Consider the following 16957-nt stretch of genomic DNA (forward strand, 5'->3'; position numbering starts at 1 on the left):
GGGTCGCCGGCGGTAAAAAAGTGGCGGTGGCCGGCGGTACAGACCTGCATATTTTTGGCGCAAATCCACATCCTGATAACAGAGAGAGGTGGTAAAAAAGCATGTATACGTATAGTCTTACACAGCGCACCGACGGCGGGTACGACCTGATCGTCGAAATACCCTGGAGAGAGGCGGAGTTCGGCTTTGACCTGTGGGGCGGAAATTCGGCTCCCAAACCAGAAAAACAGCTGGCGGCCCATCTGGCCAAAGACGGCCGCCAAAAAAAGATCAAGACCATCCGCTTTGTGGTGGCCGGCCTGCTGGTGGCGGTCATCCCCTTTAGCGCCGCCACGGTTGCTCTGGCCGAGAGCCCCCACTTTACCTCCATCGCCGATGGGGTGCTCGCGGCGGTAGAGCAGGCGGTGCGCGCGGGGGATAAATTTCACATGACCTACCTGTACGGCGGCAGCGTCTCCCAGCAGATCGCCCAGGTGCAGGCTGTTGGAAATTTCGACACCGTGTCCCCCAGCTACTTCGATATCAGCGCCCAGGGAGAGCTCTCGCTCAACGGGGTCAGTGCCACGCTGGTCGACGCCATGCACCAGATGGGCATCAAGGTGGTTCCCATGCTCAGCAACCACTGGGATCGCACCGCCGGCGAGCGGGCCCTGCAGGACCCGGAGAAACTGGCCGGGCAGATCATCGACGCCATCAATACCCACGGCCTCGACGGGGTGAATGTCGATATCGAAAACGTCACCGCCGCCCACCGCGATGCCTATACGCAGCTGGTGCGCATTTTGCGGCAGCGCCTGCCGGCGGGCAAAGAGGTATCGGTGGCAGTGGCGGCCAACCCCAACGGGTGGACTACCGGCTGGCACGGCTCGTACGACTATGCCGGGCTGGCCCAATACGCCGACTATCTGATGATCATGGCCTACGACGAGAGCTGGGAGGGGAGCGCCCCCGGTCCGGTAGCCAGCGCGCCGTTCGTCGAAAAGTCCATCCGCTACGCTCTGCAACACGCCCCAGCCGAAAAGATCGTGCTGGGCGTCCCGCTGTACGGCCGCATTTGGAGCGCCGACGGACGCCTGCAGGGTAACGGTATCAGCATCAAAACGCTGGAGCGCATGCTGGCCGACTACCGCGCCACCATCACGTATTCCGACACGATGCAGTCGCCCAAGGCGGAGTTTACTGTGCGTGAGGGGGATAAGGTGTATACAGTGGCCGGCAAGCCGCTGACGCCGGGAAACTATACCGTCTGGTTTGAAAATGGGCAGTCGCTGCAGGCCAAGGCTCAGCTCATGCACCAGTACGACCTAAAGGGCCTGGGTTCCTGGGCGCTCTCACAGGCCTCCGACGAGGTGCTGGGCCAGCTGCCCGGCTGGGTAGAGGGGGAGAGCGAGGAAGAGATATCGCTCAGCGGCAAAGTCACCGCCTCTTCGCTGCGCATTCGCCGCCGCCCCACCACCGCCAGCGACACCATCGGCTTTCTCGCCCAGGGGCAGCAGGTCACCATCGTGGCCCGGCTGGATGGCTGGTATCGCATTCGGTTGGCCGACAACGGCTACGGCTACGTCAGCGCCGACTATATCCAGGTAGAAGAGTCGGAGGTGCCGCCGGTGATCACCCGCACGGGTTATTCCACCGGCGACCGGGTGCGGGTGCGCGCCCAGCCCTCTACCGGGGGCGATATCCTGCGCCATCTCTCCCGCGGCGATGCCTTTACGGTGGTGGGAGAGGCGCAAAACAGCTGGTATCAGGTACAGCTGGCCGACGGCACCGCCGGCTACGTGCACAGCGATTACGTCAGCTTTACAAGACCGGTGGTCGATCGGCCGGCCTACTCTACTGGTGACCGGGTACGGGTGCGCGCCCAACCCTCTACGGTGGCCGATATCCTGGGGCTATTAAATCGGGGAGATGCCTTTACCGCCGTAGGCGAGGTGCAAAACGGCTGGTACCGGGTGCGGTTGGCCGACGGTACCGAAGGCTATGTGCACGGCGATTACGTGGCGCTCGGTCGGGGGGCGCACATCACCGGTAACAGCGTGCGGCTGCGCAGCCAGAGCAGCACCGCATCCGCCGTTCTGGGCCTGTTAAACCGGGGCGATATGCTCACCGTCATCGGCGAAAAACAAAACGGCTGGTACTGGGTGCGGCTGCCCAGTGGTGTACTGGGTTACGTGCACGGCGACTATGTGGCGCTGGACAGCTGACGATATTTAAACCGCGATAAAAAAAGCAGCTCTGCGGGGATCTTTTTCCCCACAGAGCTGCTTTTTTTATCTGTTGTATTGGCCATGCAGTTCGCCGCCGGTATCGGCCGGGTGTGCGCGGTGTACGATGCATCGTGTATAACTCAAACCCCTTTTTTATCGGGCGCTGGTCAGGGGGGCGTGCCGGCGGCAGCGGCAGGGTGGGCCACAATCTCCACACCGGCCCCAGGGCCCGGCAGCTACGGCTCAATCACGAATTCCTGCACACCCATGTAACCGGGCGCTATCGCGTACTTGGCAAACACGACCACCACCTGCTGCTTTTCATTCAGGTAAAACGGCTGGTCGGCCCTTATCGAGGTAAAGCCCATATCGCCGTCAAAATAGCTGTTTTGCGGGTCTTTTTTGCGCTCCTCTATCTGCCGGCGTATCTGTTCATCGCAGATCTCCCGGTAATGTTTGCCCAGCAGGTCTTTCAGGGTGAGCTCCTCGCCGCTCTCTAGGTCGATGTTGTAGTAAAAGCGCTCCTCCTGGTAGTTGATGCAGGAGGTGTACTGCACGATCATGAACGACACCCGGTCCGGTCCCGAGTACTCGATCTCATAGTCGATGACCGTCTCCACCGGCCGGTACTCCTCCTCGGTAAATCCAGCGGCCAAAAACGAGTCTTTGTAGGAGCGCGCCCAGCTGCGCGCCTCGTCGGCCCGGGCATTCATCTTTTGCTGGATCTCGCGATTTATGCGCCGCTCCAGGCGGGTATTGCCGGTGTTTTGCAGCGCCGGCAGCTTTACGCTGATCAGGCCGCTGTCGTCCTGGTGGGAGTACTCGGTAAAGGTCACCACCCGCGCCACTTCACCCAGCACCGGTATGGCATATACTGAACTGGCAAACGCCGGGCTCAGGTTGACCGACAACACGAACACCCCGCACAAAAAAGCGGTGGCCAGCGCTGTGTACCGCAGCCACACCAGCTGGCGGCGGGGCTTGGGGCCGGTTGCATTGAGGGCGTTTTCTACCCGCCCGGCCAGCAGCGGCGGAGTGGGGGTCTGGTCGTAGCGCTCTCTGGCGCGGCGCAGATTTTTCATCTCAAAGGCTCCTCTCTGTCCCGGTAGGTGCCGGTAGCCGCCGGATTTTTGGCCTCCAGCTGCTGCAGTTCCTCCAGCTCTTCGCCCAGTATGCGCTGCAGGGCCTGCAGTGCGCGGTACAGCCGCCCCTTGGCACAGCTCAGCCCCACTCCGGTCATCATCGCTATCTGCTGCAGTGGGCGGTCCTCAAAATAGCGCAGAACAATGACCGTTTTCAGCTTGGGCGGCAGTTGGTCCAGCGCGCGGTCGATATCCATCGCGCGGTCCAGATCGCTGTGCGGCGCCGACTGCGGCGGCAGCTGGTCCACCAGCACGACCCGGCCGGCGGTGCGCAGGTAGCTCAGGCAGGCATTGACCAGAATGCGGTAGAACCAGGTCTCCATGTACTGGGGCTGGCGCAGGCGGTGCAGGCTCCCCAGCGCCTGTACGATCGCGTTTTGCACCATGTCCATGGCGGCGTCCTGGTTGTGTACATAGCTGTAGGCCAGTTTATAAAAATCCTGCTGGCGCTCGCGCACAAAGGCGGTAAAGCGCGGTCGCAGGGGGTCGTTGGCAGCGTTGTGCAAGCCAGATCACTCCTCTATATCGCAAAGCCCGCCCGCAAAATGTAGGGCCGACCAGATCATCTCACTGTCTTTTAGACGGGCGGTACCTCAAAAAAGTCACATAGTCCGCCGCAGTTTTTGCCCCGGTAACAAGGTGGGCTCTTTTGGGGCGCATGGTCCGGCGACAGGCGCGCGCCCCTCACTGGCAGTATACCAGCGCGGGCGGCGGCACTCAACAAAAAGTGTGAGCGATGTGGTCTGGCAAACAGAAAAAGGCACCGCAGCAGTTGGTAGCAGCTGTGGCGCCTTTTTCTCTACAGGTATTTTCTATTTTGAAATAATGGGGAACCAAACTTAAAATACCAGCTGCAGTTCGTGCTGGTAACAGGCCTGGGCGATGTTCAGCAGGTGGTCGCCCACCCGCTCCACATCGGTCAGCAGCTCGCTGTACATCACACAGGCCTGGGCGCTGCACTGGTGGCTGCCCAGGCGGCTGATCTGGTTATGCCGAAAGCGGCGGTTCATCTCGTCGATCTTCTCCTCGGCGTGAGAGATGGCCGATAGACCCTGACGGCGGTCGGCGGCAAACGATCTCGGCAGCACTTCCAGCCCCCGCCGCAGTACCTCGCGCATGATCTCCATCTCCTGGGTGGCGCCGTCTGAAAACTCTACGCCCCGATCCTTGGCGCTCTGGGTGTACTGGGCAATATTCATGGCGTGGTCGCCCATGCGCTCCACGTTGCCGGCAACAGAGAACAGTGCATTGAGGGCCGCCGCGTCGCGGGCGGCGATATTTTCCGCAGTGACGCCAGCTATATAGCTGGTGATAGCGGTGTTGAGGTAGTCGATATACTCCTCCCGCTCCTCGATCTTTTTTAAGTTGGCCGCCTTACCGGCTACCACGCTGTCCATACCGTCAAATAGGTTTTGGCAGGCCAGCTCATACATGTGCCCCACCTCGCGCTCCAGCTGCGAGATGGCGATAGCCGTCGAGCCCATACCCTGCTCGGTCAGATGTAACGGGGCCATGTCGGCGTCCGGCTGATCCTCGCCGGGCAGTATGCGGCAGGCAGCTTTTGCCAGCAGCTGCCCAAAGGGGAGCAGCAGCAGGGTCGTCACGATGTTAAACAGCGTATGTACGTTGGCGATCTGGGCGGCGGGGTTATCCGGCGTCAGCGACTGCATAAACGACACGAATGGGGTGGTCATGCAGATGATCACGAACACCGCAGTACCGATACAGTTGAACAGGATGTGGATGATCGTGCTGCGGCGGGCATTTTTGTTGGTGCCGATGCTGGCCAGCACCGCCGTGATACAGGTGCCGATATTCTGCCCAAACAGCACGTAGACCGAGCTGCCCAGCCCAATGAGCCCGCTGGTGGCCAGCGCCTGCAAAATGCCTACCGAGGCGGAGGAGGACTGGATGATAGCGGTGAATACTGCCCCGGCCAAGATCCCCAGCAGGGGATTTGAAAATTTAGTCATCATCGAGATGAAGGCAGGGGAGTTCTGCAGCGGCTGCAGCGATGAGCTCATCAGGTCCATGCCGATGAACAAAATCCCCAACCCGGCGATGATCGTACCGGTATCCACCACCTTTTTCTGTTTGAAAAAGGTGACCATCACCACGCCGGCCAGCGCCACCACAGGGGCCAGCGCCCCCACGTCCAGAGCGATGAGCTGCCCGGTGATGGTGGTGCCGATATTGGCGCCCATGATTACCCACACCGCCTGGCTGAGCCCCATCAGGCCGGAGTTGACAAACCCCACCACCATTACGGTAGTGGCCGAGGAGGACTGGATCACCATGGTGATACCGGCCCCCACCAGCACCCCTAAAATGCGGTTGGAGGTCAGCTTTTCCAGCAGCGTTTTCAGCCGCGTACCGGCAGCGGCCTCCAGGCCGCCGCTCATCATCTTCATACCGTACAAAAACAGGGCCAGTCCCCCGGCAGTCATCAAATAATCGCTTACATGCATGGCTGTCATTTCCTCCCTCAAAAAATCCCCGGCAGTGCCGCCTTACGTCTGCTATCTACTGGCCAAATTTACCGCTCACCCAGTAGATGAGCAGCGCCCCCGCCACCAGGCACAGCGGGCAGATGAACCACAGCCCCACACTGCCCGGCAGCCCGGGAAAGACCTCCATGACCGACGCGGCCACAAACCCCACGATGAGCATGTACGTCTGCTGGGGATGTCCGTCCATGGCCCGCTCCAGCGCGGCGGTACATAAAAAGATACCGGCGATACCACCCAGTCCCAACGGGATCAAAAAGGGCAGATAAAAGTCGCCGATGGCCTTGAGGGTCATCTGGTACAGCCCCAAAAGCAGCAGCATGTGCGAGGCGCTGATGCCCGGCAAAACCAGTGCAACGGCGATGATCACCCCGGTAAAGGCCAGCAGCAGCATCGTGGCCACATCTACCTTGCCGTGCAGCACGAACAGGTCTTTGGGCACCAGCCGCAGGGCCAGTACCAGCGAAAAGCCCACCACCCCAAACAGGGCTGTGCCGGGGGTAAAGCGGCGCACCGTAGACTTTTTGATCAGCAGCGGCAAACTGCCCAATATCGCCCCGGTAAAAAAGTACTGGGCCGGGTAGGCAAACTGCTCTACAACAAACAGCGCCAGTCTGGAAAACAGCAGCATGCCCGCCCCGCCGCCCAGACAAAAGAGCCCTAAAAACAGCAGGCTCTCTTTGGGGTGACGCCGCAGTCCCGATATGCTGCGCACCAGTCGGTCGTAAATGCCCAGCATGATGGCGGTGGTCCCGCCAGATACGCCGGGAATGAGCATCGAGGAGCCGACCACCACCCCGGAAAGAGCTGTCTTGGCCATGCTCTTTTTATCTTCATGCAAGTAAAACACTCCTTTTTCTGCTAAAAACAGGGGCGGCCGGGTGTCGGCCATCCCGCACCTACCATTGTAGTTTGTCAGTCTTTTGATGCGCAAACCCTCATATTCCGTTGTTTTTATATTGCCATGCCTTTTTAAAGGCGATAATGCTGTAAAAACCGCTGTTTTCCTTGCCTTTCGTCAAAATACGGCTGTTTTTTGCAGGAATAAGCGGTTGTAACCCTCTGGCTTTCCACTATAATGGGACGTGGGGCCGCGCACTGTCTTTGCTGCGGCAATCGATAAAAAAGTGGAGGTGCGGGCTGTGCGGGGCACTTTGCGGCACAAATTTACCACCATCTACGTCGCCTTGGCGCTGTGCATCTTGACTGTTGGCGCCGTGTCGACCGGCGCGATGTACTGGGTGGGGAAAAACGTCGACGGCATGATCGAGGAGGACTATAAAAACATCCAGGCAGCAGACGAGATGCTCGAGCTCATCGACCGGCAAGACAGCGCCGCGCTCACCTATATGAGCTTTGACCGGGTGGGCGGCATCGAGGTGTTTACCGAGGGGATGCAAAATTATCTCAAATGGCAGTACCAGCTGGAGGCCGGCGCCCAGAGCGCCGAGATGAAACGGGAAGTCGAGAAGCTCACCGCCCGGTACGACCACTACTGCAAAGCCTTCTCTCTATTGCAGGAGCAGCCGGACCAGCAGCAGATGTACAGCTACTATCAGCAGAGCTTGGCGCCCGATCTGGAGGAGATCAAGGCCGGTCTGCGGCGGGCGCGGCAGACGGCCAGCACCCAAATGCTCAGCCGCAAAAATGCCGCCACCCGTCAGGCGGTGGGGCTCTCGGCGGGAATACTGGGCTTTTCGGCACTGCTGACGGCGCTGGGGCTCTGGCTGTCGCTGCGCGGCACTCGGCGCTATCTGGCCCCGCTGGGCCAGCTGTGTCAGGGCCTGCGCGATGTATCCGCCGGCGGCGAGCTGCGCGAGGTATCGCTCGCGGCCCCCGGTGAGATCGGCCAGCTGGAGCGGGAGTTCAACAAGATGATCGGCCAGCTGCGCGCCTTTGACGAGCAGGGGGTCAACGAACTGCTGGCCGAGAAGAAAAAGACCGATGCCATTTTGCAAAATATGGAAGACGCCTTTTTTCTGCTCGACGGCCGGCTGCTCATACAGACCATGAACCCCGCTGCCTGCCGCCTGTTCTCCACCGCTGAATCGGTCGCCTCCGGCCGCCATATATTAGAGGTACTGGACAGCGAGCAGGTCGTCTCTATGGCCGAGTCGGTGCTGGGCGGCGAGCAGCGCAGCGAGTGCCAGCTGCAGCTGCCCGGCGACGAGCGGGTTTTCAACGCCGTCTGTACGCGCATGCCCCACGTCAGCGCCGACAGCCCCTGGTGCCTGTCGCTGCTGCTGCAAAACATCACCGTCGTCAAAAAGACCGAGAAGATCCGCGGCGACTTTATCGCCACAGTCTCCCACGAGCTCAAGACCCCGCTTACCAGCATGCTCATGGGTGCCAGCATGCTGCAAAACGGCGACATGGGTCCGCTGGGGCAGCAGCAGGCCGAGGTGGTGTCCGCCCTGCGAGAGGATATCGACCGCATGGGGCGCCTCATCGAGGACCTGCTGGAGCTTTCTAAAGTACAGTCGGGAAACGTGTCCTACCGCATGGCTGCCACCGATATCCGGCAGATCGCCCGGCAGACCACTGCCCAGTTTGCCGACCTGGCCCGCTACAGCCAGGTGTCGCTGGCAGTCGATATGCCCGCTCTGCCGCCGGTGTACTGCGACGGTGAAAAGCTGGGCTGGGTCTTTTCCAACATTCTGGGCAATGCGCTCAAATACACCCGTCCCGGCGACAATATCCGACTCTCGGCTGCCGATACTGGCGGCGGATGGGTAGAAGTGTCGGTAGCCGATACCGGCATGGGGGTACCGCCGGAATATCTGCACAAGATATTCGAGAGCGACTTTACCTATCAGGAAAACGACCTCGAGACACGGGGCAGCGGTATCGGGCTGTTTTTATCCCAGAAGATCGTCCGGGCCCACGGCGGCGATATCTGGGTCCGACCGGGCGCGACCGGCGGCAGCATTTTTTCTTTTACCGTGCCCATATATGATAAGACCACACGACCAGAGGAGGACAGCGACCTATGAAGCGTGCCCTGATCGCCGACGACACCAAAAATATCCGGCTGCTGCTCAGCCGCTGCCTGGAGCATGAGGGCTATCAAGTGGCCACCGCCCAAAACGGCCCCCAGGCGCTGGAGATGGCCCAGAGCACCCCGTACGACCTCATCATGCTGGATATCAAAATGCCCGAGATGTCCGGCACCGAGGTGCTGCGGCGGTTGCGCCAGCAGCATATCGATACGCCGGTGGTGGTGATGACCGCCTATGGCACCATAAAAAATGCAGTGGAGACCACCAACCTGGGGGCGCTGTGTTACCTGCAAAAACCGTTTACCGCCGACAAGATCAAAAAAGTATTAGAGGAGCTGCAGCAGGAACTGGCCGGCGACGAGACCGCTCTGCTGGCCTATATCGAGGGTCAGTTGGGCCTGGGGGCATACAGCCAGGCGGCCGATAGCCTGCTGGCCATGCTCCCCCGCCACACGCTGGACCCCGAGATCTACCGCCTGCTGGCAGCCGCCGCCCGGGGTCAGGGCGATGTTGCCGCCGCCGAAAAATATCAGCTTCTGTGCGACACATTGCGCAGCGCCGAAAGTTGAGTCGGCATAAACTATTACACAAAACTTATTTTGCGCAAAAAATGCAGGTTCAGCGGGTAAAATATTTGAAAAGGGGCCCAAAATCGCCCCGCCCACGGCGTCAGGCGCTCGCTAGCGCGCAGAAGGTAGCTGCTGGCGCCGTTTGGCGCTGCCCCCGCAGCCTGCTATAATAGACTCACGGCCAGTGGGGCGGGGTCAGGCCCGAAAACGCCACAGCGGTGCGCCGAGCCCGGCTCTGCCGCCCATAAAACTGGACCGATATCCACATTTTTACGAGGAGGAGATTTCCTTACATGGACCCCGACAGTAGCGGCAATTTATTTTTGAGTTTATTCATTCTGCTCTTGCTCATCGGCGCCAACGCCTTTTTTGCCATGAGCGAGATCGCCGTCATCTCGCTCAACCGCGCCAAGCTGCAAAAGCGCAGCGAGCAGGGCGACCGCCGGGCCGGCTATCTGGCCCGTCTCACCAGGTCGTCTTCCGACTTTCTCTCCACCATCCAGGTGGGCATCACGCTGTCCGGCTTTCTGGCCTCGGCCGTGGCGGCCGAGAATTTTGCCGGCATGCTGGTCAAAGCCATCGGCGACGTGCCTATTCCCCGCTCGGTGATCGAGGGCGTATCGCTGGTGGTCATCACGCTGATACTCTCGTACTTCACCATCATCTTCGGCGAGCTGGTGCCCAAGCGCATCGCCATGAAAAACGCAGAAGGGGTATCCCTGAAAGTAGCCACCCCCATCTGGTACTTTTCCCGTATCGCCAAACCGTTCGTCGCCCTGCTGGCCCACAGCACCAACGGCATACTAAAATTGATGGGCCTGGGCAGTGAAGATACCGAGCAGGTGAGCGAGGAGGATATCCTGCTGCTCATCGACGAAGGCGCCGGCCAAGGCGTGCTGGAAAACAGCGAGAAGGATATGATCGAAAATATCTTGGCCGCCGGCGACCGTCGGGTAGAAGATGTGATGACCCACCGCACCGATATGGTAGCGGTGGGAGAGGATATCACTCTGCCCCAGCTGCTGGAAGTCATCCGGCAGGAGGGCTACTCCCGCATCCCGGTCTACGGCGAAGATGTAGACGATATCCTGGGCATCGTCTACGCCAAAGATCTGCTGGATCTGGTGGAGCCGGACCGGGCGGCACACTTCTCGGTAAAAGACTATCTGCGCCCGGCGGTATTCATCCCCCAGGCCAAAATGTGCGGCAAGCTGCTGGCGCAGATGCGCCAGGACCACACCCATATGGCTGTGGTGGTAGATGAGTACGGCGGCACCGCCGGCATCGCCACCATGGAGGACCTGCTCGAGAGCATCGTCGGCCCCATCGAGGACGAGTACGATACTCAGGAGCTGGAATTCTGCTGGCAGCCCGATGGCAGCTGTATTTTCGACGGCAGCGTCACTCTGGAGGAAGCCGAAAAGATCCTGCAGACGAATATCCCCTATCAGGGGGAGTACGACACGCTGGCCGGCTACGTGGTGGAGGTGCTCGACCGCATTCCGTCCCCGGGAGAGGCGATCCTGCTGTCTTTGGGAGATGCTCTGCAGCTGCAGGTCACCCGTATCGAGGGGCAGCGTATTGCACAGGTACGCGTATTCCCAAGCAAAAAAACCGAGCAAAACACCGAAAATCTACCGGGCCCCCTGGAAGAAACTGACGGGTGATGGTATGATGATATCTATAAATTGCATATTTGTTTCTCGATAAGAGGGAGTAACTTGCGCCGCCACGGCAGCGGCGTAGTAGATCGCGTCATACCGATCTCTGTAAAGAGGTCCGCGCCTACTATAGAAAGTAAGACTTTTATCACAGTGATCCGCTGTGATAGGAGTCTTTTTCTTTTGCCCTGTTTCGGCTCTCAGCGCCCGCCGGCAGGCATAAAAGGTACCAACAGCGGTCAACACTCTACAGGATAACGCAGAGAAGATACGGGCGCTTTTTATAGATACGCCCCCCGCCCGCTGCGGGTGGGGGAATACGGTCGGCGGCCCAGCGCCGCCAAACGAAAAGGAGAAGGTACACCGAGCGATGGAAATTTTATTTGAAAATATCCTCAATCTGCAGCCCGGACAAATCATCATGTGGGTCATTGGCGGCCTGCTCATCTGGCTGGCCATCAAAAAAGAGATGGAGCCCGCCCTGCTCTTGCCCATGGGCTTTGGCGCTATACTGGTCAATTTGCCGCTGTCTGGCGCCGTGAATCAAACAATCGAGGGCGTGGTGGAGCACGGCCCGATCGACACGCTGTTTAACGCCGGCATCGCCAACGAGCTGTTTCCGCTGCTGCTGTTTATCGGCATCGGCGCCATGATCGATTTTGGCCCGCTGCTCTCCAACCCCAAAATGCTGCTGTTCGGCGCTGCCGCCCAGTTCGGCATCTTCTTTACACTCAGTCTCTCGTCGCTGTTTTTCGATATGAAAGACGCCGCTTCGATCGCCATCATCGGCGCTGCCGACGGCCCCACTTCCATCTTTGTGGCCAACTATTTCGGCTCCAACTACCTGGGGGCCATCATCGTGGCCGCCTACTCTTACATGGCCCTAGTGCCCATCGTACAGCCGCCGGTCATCCGGCTCATCACCACCCAAAAAGAGCGGCGTATCCGCATGCCCTATAAACCGGGCAACGTGTCTAAGACCACCCGCATCCTGTTTCCCATCGTGGTCACCGCTATCGCCGGTCTGGTCGCGCCCCGCTCGGTGGCGCTGGTGGGCTTTTTGATGTTCGGCAACCTCATCCGCGAATGCGGCGTGCTGCGCGCTCTGTCCGAGAGCGCCCAAAAAGAGCTGGCCAACCTCATCACACTGCTCTTGGGCATCACAGTGGCCACCAAAATGCAGGCCGACCAGTTTTTGCGCAAAGAGACGCTGCTCATCATGGCCCTGGGCCTGGTGGCGTTCGTGTTCGATACTGTGGGCGGCGTGATGTTCGCCAAGCTGCTCAACCTGTTTAGTAAAAATAAGATCAACCCCATGGTCGGCGCCGCCGGCATCTCGGCGTTCCCCATGTCTGCCAGAGTCATCCACAAAATGGGCCTGCAAGAGGACCCGCAGAATTTCCTGCTCATGCACGCGGCCGGCGCCAACGTGTCCGGCCAGATCGCCTCGGTCATCGCCGGCGGTCTGATCATCAGCCTCATCGCCCGCTAAGGAGAGAGTATAATGGATCTCAATATCGAAAATTTTCTTTCCACCCTGCCCATGATGCTCTACGGCATGCTGGGCATATTCACGGTCATCATGGTGGTCTATCTGTGCATCAAACTACTGGGCCGCTTTTTCCCCGAAAAGGATTCCTGATGATTTCCTGAAGTTTTTGGCCCCGTAGTTGACTTTGCCACAAACTTCCCCTAAACTTAGAACAGGCGGCAGCGGTCGCCTGTTCTTTTTCATAAAAAATGCGCAAAGGTGGAACTACAAATGCAGCTCATAACGGTCATCGTCCCCAGCTACAACGAGGAGGAGTCGCTCCCGCTGTTTCACAAAGAAATGACCCGGGTAGCCGACGAGATGGTCAAAAAACACCCGGTGGAATTCGAGTATATCTTCGTCGACGACGGCTCAAAAGATCAGACGCTGGCGGTCTGCCGCCAACTGGCCGCGGCCGACAGTCGGGTGCACTATCTGTCTTTTTCCCGCAATTTTGGCAAAGAGGCGGCCATCTATGCCGGTCTGCAGCACGCCAAAGGCGATTTTGTGGTGCTGATGGACGCCGACTTGCAAGACCCGCCGGCGCTGCTCGATGAGATGTATACCGCCATTACCGAGGAGGGCTATGACAGCGTGGCCACCCGCCGGGTATCTCGTAAGGGAGAGCCCCCCATCCGCTCTTTTTTTGCCCGCATGTTCTATAAGCTCATCAACAAGATATCCAAGGCCGATATCGTCGATGGCGCCCGTGACTACCGGCTCATGACCAGGCAGATGGTCGACGCCATCCTCTCCATGAGCGAGTACAACCGCTTTTCTAAAGGCATTTTTGGCTGGGTGGGCTTTCGCACCAAGTGGCTGGCCTACGAAAATGTAGAGCGGGTAGCGGGGGAGACCAAGTGGTCGTTCTGGAAGCTGTTCCTCTACTCGATGGAGGGCATCATCGCCTTTTCCACCACGCCGCTGGCGCTGGCTTCGGTATTCGGCTTTCTGCTGTGCCTGGTAGCTGTCGTCGCCGTGCTCTTTATCATCGTGCGCACGCTGGTGTGGGGCGACCCGGTCTCCGGCTGGCCATCACTGGTGTGTATCATCACCTTTATCGGCGGCATCCAGCTGTTTTGTATGGGCATTTTGGGCCAGTACCTGGCCAAGACCTATCTCGAGACCAAAAAAAGGCCTATTTATATCCTGCGGGAAGAACACTAAATAAAAAAGAGGGACAGGCATTACCTGTCCCTCTTTTTTATTCCAGCTCTACAGATCCCTCAACTTGTCGATCAGCTTCTGGTACACCGGGTGCATGTCTTTTTCGCTGGAGTGGGCGATCATCTCGTCGATGGGCACCCATTTCACCCCGCTGTTTTCGTCTGGTTTTACAGTCAGTGGCAGCGTGTCGTCAGCTTCCAGCGCATAGCAAAGAGACAGGTGTAGGTGCGACGATACATATTTGCCCCGCTTTACGTGCCCCCACACCGGCAAAATATCCAGCGTGTAGATCTGCCCGCTGTACAGGGGCGCAAATTGGGCCAGCCCGGTCTCCTCCTGGGCCTCCTTTACCGCCACGGCCAAAAGGTCCTGCATGCCGTCGGCGTGCCCGCCGGTCCAGGCCCAGCTGTCGTATATATTGTGGTAGATCATCAGCGTCTTGTCCCGCGCTGGGTTCACGATAAAGGCCGAGCTGGTAAAGTGGGCAAACTCGTTTTTCCGGGTGTACAGGTTGTCAAATTGCCGCATGTACGAGAGTATCACTTCCCGGTCCTTCTCCTCCTGCTCATACAGCGGCCGGTACTGCTCCAACAGTGCTTTCAGTTCCACTTGTATCCACTCCTCTGGTATTTATGCTCTCCCCGCCGCTGCCTCAAAGGGGCAGTGGCAGGGTCGGCAGCTGACGGGTATAGTGTGCAAAAGCGCTGGGCACCGACAGCTGCTCTTCGATCTCCTCCAAGGTGTACAGGGGCTCTTGGGGTGGTGCGCTCAGGTCGGCCAGGTACCCCTCCATCTGCCACACGATATGGGTAAAAATATGCTTGGCCGCCCCCAGCGGGCGCAAGGTGTGTACGCAAAGCCCCTGTGCGGCCAGCTGCTGTTGACACTCCTCCGCGCCTAAATGGCCCGGCAGGCACAGGTACTGGTACATACCGCCCAACAGCCCGCTCTCCGGCCGCCGCTGCAGCAGGATGCGCCCCTGCCAGCGGGCCACCACCACCGTCCACTGTTCATTGCGTTTGGCCTTTTTGGGGGCCTTATGGGGCAGGTGGTGATGGGTCTGCAGCGCCCGTCCGCGGCAGATGTCCCCCAGCGGGCAGCTGGGACACAAAGGCAGCGTGTTGGGCAGGCAGATGGTCGCCCCCAGCTCCATCATCGCTTGGTTAAAGTCCCCCGGTCGGTGGTGTGGCATAGCGCTGAGCACCAGCTCGCCAAAGGCCTTTTTTACCCGGGGCTGCAAAATGTCGCTGTCGCAGCTGATGAGCCGTGCCATCACCCGCAGTACATTGCCGTCCACTGCCGGAAAGCGCTGGCCAAAGGCGATAGAGGCGATGGCCCCGGCCGTGTATGCGCCGATGCCCGGCAGCTTGAGCAGCGCGCAGTAGTCGCCCGGCAGTCGGCCCCCGTGGTAGGCCACCACCTCCCGGGCACATTTTTGCATATTTTTTACTCGGTTATAGTAGCCCAGCCCCTCCCACAGCTTGAGCAGCTGGTCCTGGGGCGCGTCGGCCAGTGCCTGCTCGTCGGGCAACGCGGTCACAAAGCGCTCAAAATAGGGCAGTACCGCCGCCACCCGGGTCTGCTGCAGCATGATCTCCGACACCCACACCCGGTAAGGGGTGGGCCGCTCACGCCAGGGCAGCACCCGGGCGCTGCGGTCGTACCACTGCAGCAGCGGCTGGCTCATCGCCGCCAGCAGTTCCCGGCACTCTCCCGGGGCTAGGTCTGTATGTAAGATCTCGTCCATAATCCTCCGGATCGGTATCGGTCGGCCGGGTACCACGAGAGTGTCCCGGCAAAAATCTCTTTACCGCCCAAGTATAGCACATCTGCGCCCCACAGGGCCATAAAAAACGCAAATACCCACTTTTTGGGCACTTATGGCCACCGGTGCAGGAACCTATCGGTCGGTCTGGCATAGCATGACACAAAGAGCTGGCCCGCCAGACGGCAGGTTCTCCGCAATTTGCCGCTCCTGTGCCAAGCAGCGGCCAGCCCAATACCAAAATCGATGGGGGAGATATTGACATGGCATTTCTTATGAAAAAGACCCTGGAATCGGTAGCAGTAGAGGACTCTGACGCCTGCTGCGAGGTACACGGCTGCATCACCGCGCCACCTGCCGCCCAGAAGATGCGCATCATGCTGGAGGTCTTCGGCCTGCGCGATATGGACTACTACATCTTTGTAGAGGTCCGCGACAGCGAATGTGAGTGCGGGGAGACCGTGGCCACCGCCAGCTACTTTACACCGGTACGGCCGGAGGGCTGTGACTGCAAGACCGAGATCCCGCTGGAGATCATGGTGCCGCTCACCGGCTGCCAGAGCTGCGAAGATATGGTCGTCGACGTCTGCATCCAGTACGTGGGCTGCTCCTGCCGCTAGTCACCTGAGTAAAGGGGTATCCATATGTAAAAAAGGGCCGCGAGAGCGGCCCTTTTTGTCGGCTTATCTGCCCCGGCAAGGCGTCCGCTCAGTCGTCTCCGGCGGTCAGATTGTCGGCAAAGGCAGACAGCTCCTTGTAGGTGTGCACGTTCTCGGCCCGGTCACCGATCATGCCCTGCACATACTGGGGCAGCGCCGCAAACAACTGGTGGGCCTTTTCGCTTCGATCGATGAGTTCGTACAGGTCCTGGTAGCGGGTGTTTTTCTTTTCCTTTTTCACCGTTTAGCCCTCCTCTTGATCAAAAAGGGGTGTACTTGGCCGCCAGCATCCCCACGGCTCGCTGCAGCTCCTCAAAGCTGCCGATGTCCAGCGCGTCCAGCTTGCGCTTTATAAACACCGGCTGGCTGCAGTAGTACTCGTAGGCCGATAGGTCCTGGTCCAGCAGGTCCGACAGCCCCAACCGGTAATACAGCTCCTCGGCCATCACTGTCTCCCTTTTTTGCGGTAGGCGATCAGTATCAGCTCGTCCCCCAACACGTCGGCGATCTGGCGCTCCACCTCGCCGATGGTCAGCGCCTCCTGCGGGGTCAGGGGGGCGATCTCGTACTGCTGCGCGTTTTGTTCTCCCATGTCTCTCTCCTTTTCTCTAGCGGGGTGATCCGGCGGCAGGTCCCCATAAAAAATCGATTTCGCCCCGCACTGTTAGTATGGAGCGCGCCGCCGGCACCATCCATGGAAAATCTCAGCGCTACAGGCCGTACACCGATTTTGGGTTCTATTTGGGTTAT

Annotated in this window: 17 protein-coding genes; 8 read left to right on the forward strand and 9 right to left on the reverse strand. The window is 59.4% G+C overall.

Annotation, left to right across the window (positions count from 1 at the left end):
• The first annotated feature begins 101 nt into the window (after positions 1 to 101).
• A complete protein-coding gene (locus C6Y32_RS02965) occupies positions 102 to 2204 on the forward strand; it encodes an SH3 domain-containing protein (RefSeq protein WP_105203688.1) in 2103 nt (700 codons plus the stop codon).
• A gap of 239 nt (positions 2205 to 2443) precedes the next feature.
• On the opposite strand, the gene C6Y32_RS02970 is transcribed toward C6Y32_RS02965, so the two are convergent.
• The 4 genes from C6Y32_RS02970 to C6Y32_RS02985 all read right to left on the reverse strand — a co-directional run bounded on the left by C6Y32_RS02970 (position 2444) and on the right by C6Y32_RS02985 (position 6697).
• Positions 2444 to 3289: an anti-sigma-V factor rsiV gene (locus C6Y32_RS02970; RefSeq protein ID WP_105203689.1), complete on the reverse strand. Its 846-nt coding sequence runs from the start codon at positions 3287 to 3289 to the stop codon at positions 2444 to 2446.
• Positions 3286 to 3855 carry an RNA polymerase sigma factor gene (locus tag C6Y32_RS02975; protein WP_105203690.1) on the reverse strand — a complete coding sequence of 190 codons (570 nt, stop codon included), beginning with the start codon at positions 3853 to 3855 and terminating at the stop codon, positions 3286 to 3288. The genes C6Y32_RS02970 and C6Y32_RS02975 overlap by 4 nt, the downstream gene beginning before the upstream one ends.
• A 333-nt stretch (positions 3856 to 4188) precedes the next feature.
• Positions 4189 to 5817 (reverse strand): Na/Pi cotransporter family protein, encoded by a 1629-nt coding sequence (locus C6Y32_RS02980; RefSeq protein WP_105203691.1) that lies wholly within the window; start codon positions 5815 to 5817, stop codon positions 4189 to 4191.
• A 55-nt stretch (positions 5818 to 5872) separates the two neighbouring features.
• Positions 5873 to 6697, reverse strand: coding sequence for a DUF368 domain-containing protein (locus C6Y32_RS02985; protein ID WP_243562479.1), 825 nt, complete (start codon positions 6695 to 6697; stop codon positions 5873 to 5875).
• A gap of 301 nt (positions 6698 to 6998) precedes the next feature.
• Between C6Y32_RS02985 and C6Y32_RS02990 the strand changes: the two genes are divergently transcribed.
• The 6 genes from C6Y32_RS02990 (at position 6999) to C6Y32_RS03010 (ending at position 13783) form a co-directional block, all read left to right on the forward strand.
• The gene (locus C6Y32_RS02990) at positions 6999 to 8849 is read left to right on the forward strand and encodes a sensor histidine kinase (RefSeq protein ID WP_129589376.1); all 1851 of its coding nucleotides are present in this window, start codon (positions 6999 to 7001) and stop codon (positions 8847 to 8849) included.
• Positions 8846 to 9424 carry a response regulator gene (locus tag C6Y32_RS02995; RefSeq protein WP_105203693.1) on the forward strand — a complete coding sequence of 193 codons (579 nt, stop codon included), beginning with the start codon at positions 8846 to 8848 and terminating at the stop codon, positions 9422 to 9424. The genes C6Y32_RS02990 and C6Y32_RS02995 overlap by 4 nt, the downstream gene beginning before the upstream one ends.
• A 293-nt stretch (positions 9425 to 9717) precedes the next feature.
• The gene (locus C6Y32_RS03000) at positions 9718 to 11091 is read left to right on the forward strand and encodes a hemolysin family protein (protein WP_105203694.1); all 1374 of its coding nucleotides are present in this window, start codon (positions 9718 to 9720) and stop codon (positions 11089 to 11091) included.
• A 364-nt stretch (positions 11092 to 11455) separates the two neighbouring features.
• Positions 11456 to 12577, forward strand: a complete 1122-nt coding sequence (locus C6Y32_RS03005) for a sodium ion-translocating decarboxylase subunit beta (RefSeq protein ID WP_105203695.1) — start codon at positions 11456 to 11458, stop codon at positions 12575 to 12577.
• A 12-nt stretch (positions 12578 to 12589) separates the two neighbouring features.
• On the forward strand, positions 12590 to 12727 hold the full coding sequence (locus C6Y32_RS15240) for an OadG-related small transporter subunit (protein ID WP_164998109.1): 138 nt from the start codon (positions 12590 to 12592) through the stop codon (positions 12725 to 12727).
• A gap of 120 nt (positions 12728 to 12847) precedes the next feature.
• Positions 12848 to 13783 carry a glycosyltransferase family 2 protein gene (locus C6Y32_RS03010; protein WP_105203696.1) on the forward strand — a complete coding sequence of 312 codons (936 nt, stop codon included), beginning with the start codon at positions 12848 to 12850 and terminating at the stop codon, positions 13781 to 13783.
• Positions 13784 to 13831: 48 nt separating this feature from the next.
• Here the strand turns inward: C6Y32_RS03010 and C6Y32_RS03015 are convergent, their stop codons facing one another.
• Both C6Y32_RS03015 and mutY read right to left on the reverse strand, forming a co-directional pair.
• On the reverse strand, positions 13832 to 14392 hold the full coding sequence (locus C6Y32_RS03015) for an NUDIX hydrolase (RefSeq protein ID WP_243562481.1): 561 nt from the start codon (positions 14390 to 14392) through the stop codon (positions 13832 to 13834).
• A 43-nt stretch (positions 14393 to 14435) separates the two neighbouring features.
• Complete coding sequence (gene mutY, locus C6Y32_RS03020) at positions 14436 to 15530, reverse strand: A/G-specific adenine glycosylase (RefSeq protein ID WP_105203697.1); 1095 nt, start codon at positions 15528 to 15530, stop codon at positions 14436 to 14438.
• Positions 15531 to 15811: 281 nt separating this feature from the next.
• Between mutY and C6Y32_RS03025 the strand changes: the two genes are divergently transcribed.
• Positions 15812 to 16168 carry a hypothetical protein gene (locus C6Y32_RS03025; protein WP_105203698.1) on the forward strand — a complete coding sequence of 119 codons (357 nt, stop codon included), beginning with the start codon at positions 15812 to 15814 and terminating at the stop codon, positions 16166 to 16168.
• 88 nt (positions 16169 to 16256) lie between these two features.
• Here C6Y32_RS03025 and C6Y32_RS03030 read toward each other — a convergent pair whose 3' ends face one another.
• Genes C6Y32_RS03030 through C6Y32_RS15245 form a run of 3 tightly spaced genes read right to left on the reverse strand, consistent with a single transcriptional unit; the run spans position 16257 to position 16799 of the window.
• Positions 16257 to 16448 (reverse strand): hypothetical protein, encoded by a 192-nt coding sequence (locus tag C6Y32_RS03030; protein WP_105203699.1) that lies wholly within the window; start codon positions 16446 to 16448, stop codon positions 16257 to 16259.
• Positions 16449 to 16467: 19 nt separating this feature from the next.
• Positions 16468 to 16653: a hypothetical protein gene (locus C6Y32_RS03035; RefSeq protein ID WP_105203700.1), complete on the reverse strand. Its 186-nt coding sequence runs from the start codon at positions 16651 to 16653 to the stop codon at positions 16468 to 16470.
• The gene (locus tag C6Y32_RS15245; RefSeq protein ID WP_164998110.1) at positions 16653 to 16799 is read right to left on the reverse strand and encodes a hypothetical protein; all 147 of its coding nucleotides are present in this window, start codon (positions 16797 to 16799) and stop codon (positions 16653 to 16655) included. The genes C6Y32_RS03035 and C6Y32_RS15245 overlap by 1 nt, the downstream gene beginning before the upstream one ends.
• Between the last annotated feature and the right edge of the window lie 158 nt (positions 16800 to 16957).

The sequence above is a fragment of the Neobittarella massiliensis (ex Bilen et al. 2018) genome (assembly GCF_900289145.1).
GTDB classification, from domain to species: Bacteria; Bacillota; Clostridia; order Oscillospirales; family Ruminococcaceae; genus Neobittarella; species Neobittarella massiliensis.